Consider the following 2,384-nt stretch of genomic DNA (forward strand, 5'->3'; position numbering starts at 1 on the left):
CAAATTTAAAAATATACATAAAACTGATGTTTCAGTTTTATCCCGATTAAGCAATATTGTGAAAAATAATTATAAATTTTCACAAGTAAATATCATGTAAGGAAATTATATTTCAGAAAAATATTCAAAATATATTACTGACAAAATGTAAGCGCATTAAGCCATCAAAGTAAGGATTTATGGCTTAATTAATTCTTGATTAAGATTTGATTAGAAATGTATATTTTTTATCGATATTAAAAAAGGTCGTTGGATGCCTGACGCCCGCCGACTATCAATGTTTAGTTTTACACAATCTCTATACTTAATGAATAAAAAAGCTTCTGACTCTATTGTAAAATTGGCAAAAAGAAGTAAAATGTATCTGTAAGCGATTGCAAAAAAACGTTTGGAGGTAGTTATAGGATGAATAGTATGAAAATTGCTACAACTGACGAGGCCAAGCTCTATTTTGAGACTGACCGCAGAACTGTTGTTGCACAGAGTACAGATTTCACTGATGTAGCAGCACTTGTTGTTATGGACTCACAACTGGACTTGGTTAATAAGGCTGACGAAACCAAGTTTGGTGTTCCAATTTTTGTTATCTCAGAAGATAGCAGTAAAATTGATGGCGATCTGATGAAGAAGATTTACCACATCTTAGATTCAGACAACATGTATGATCACCGATTATACAACCGTGAAATTGAAGCTGCTGCAGTGCAGTATGAAAAGAATGTTTTACCACCATTCTTCGATGCACTACAAGATTATGTAGGCCGTGGTAATATCCAATTTGATTGTCCAGGACATCAAGGTGGACAATATTTCCGTAAGCATCCAGCTGGTCGTGCATTTTATGACTTTATCGGTGAGAATACATTCCGTGCCGATATTTGTAATGCCGACGTGGCCTTAGGGGATTTATTAATTCATGAAGGCCCTGCTATGCAAGCTGAAAAAGATGCAGCACGAATTTACAATGCTGACAAGACTTACTTTGTTATGAATGGTTCAACCACTTCAAATAACATTACAATTACATCAGCTGTTGCACCTGGCGACTTAGTTTTATTTGACCGGAATAACCACAAATCAGTTTATAACAGTGCCTTAGTTATGGATGGTGGCCGTCCAGTTTATATGGAAACATCACGTGACTCATATGGATTCATTGGTGGTATTTATGGTAGTGCCTTTGATGAAAAACACTTACGTGAAGAAGCAGCTAAGATCGACCCAGAAAAAGCAAAGCAAGACCGTCCATTCCGTCTAGCTGTAATTCAGTTAGGTACCTATGATGGAACAATTGCGAATGCCAAACAAATTGTTGAAAAAATTGGTCACCTTTGTGATTACATTTTATTCGACTCCGCATGGGTTGGTTACGAGCAATTCATTCCAATGATGAATGACTGTTCACCACTGAAGTTGGAATTAGGCCCTGATGATCCTGGGATCTTCGTTGTTCAATCAATTCACAAACAACAAGCTGGATTCTCACAAGCTTCACAAATTCACAAGAAAGACAAGCATATCAAGGGTCAGAAACGTTATATTGACCACAAACGATTCAACAATGCTTATCTTAAATTCTCATCAACTTCACCATTCTACCCATTGTTTGCATCACTTGACGTTAACGCCAAGATGCAAGAAGGTCCAGCCGGTGAAAAATTATGGCATGATGCATTGGTTACAAGTGTTAATGCTCGTAAGAACATTATCAAGAACTGCAGCATGATCAAACCATTTATTCCACCAGTTGTTAACGGCAAGAAGTGGGAAGATGCTGACACTGAAGAAATCGTAAGTAACATTGACTACTGGCGCTTTGAAAAAGACGCTAAGTGGCATGGTTTTGCCGGATATGAGGATAACCAATACTTCGTTGATCCTAACAAGTTTATGTTAACCACACCTGGTATTGACCCACAAACTGATGCATACGAAGACTTCGGTATTCCTGCAACTATTTTGGCTAACTACTTGCGTGAACATGGAATTATCCCTGAAAAGAATGACTTGAATTCAATTCTATTCTTGATGACTCCTGCTGAAACACCAGCTAAGATGAATAATCTTGTTTCACAATTAGTTAAGTTTGAACACCTAGTTCAAGAAGATGCACCATTGCAAGATGTATTGCCAAGTCTGTATGCTGCAAACCGTACTCGTTATGCTGGTTACACAATTCGTGAACTTTGCCAAGAATTGCATAACTTCTACAAGAACGCTGATACAAAGACTTACCAAAAACGTCTATTCCGTTCCGACTATCTTCCAGAACCAGCAATGACACCATACGATGCTAACGTTGAACTATTAAAAAACAATGTTGAGCTAGTTAAGTTATCTGAAATCGTTGGGCGTATTGCTGTGGAAGGTGCGCTTCCTTATCC

1 protein-coding gene is annotated in these 2,384 nt (G+C 37.6%); it reads left to right on the plus strand.

From position 1 onward, the window contains the following. Positions 1-405 precede the first annotated feature (405 nt). On the plus strand, positions 406-2,384 hold a 1,979-nt coding region (speC, locus tag WDC_RS09120; protein WP_044011535.1), incomplete at its 3' end, for an ornithine decarboxylase.

The organism is Paucilactobacillus wasatchensis (genome assembly GCF_000876205.1).
Taxonomy (GTDB): Bacteria; Bacillota; Bacilli; order Lactobacillales; family Lactobacillaceae; genus Paucilactobacillus; species Paucilactobacillus wasatchensis.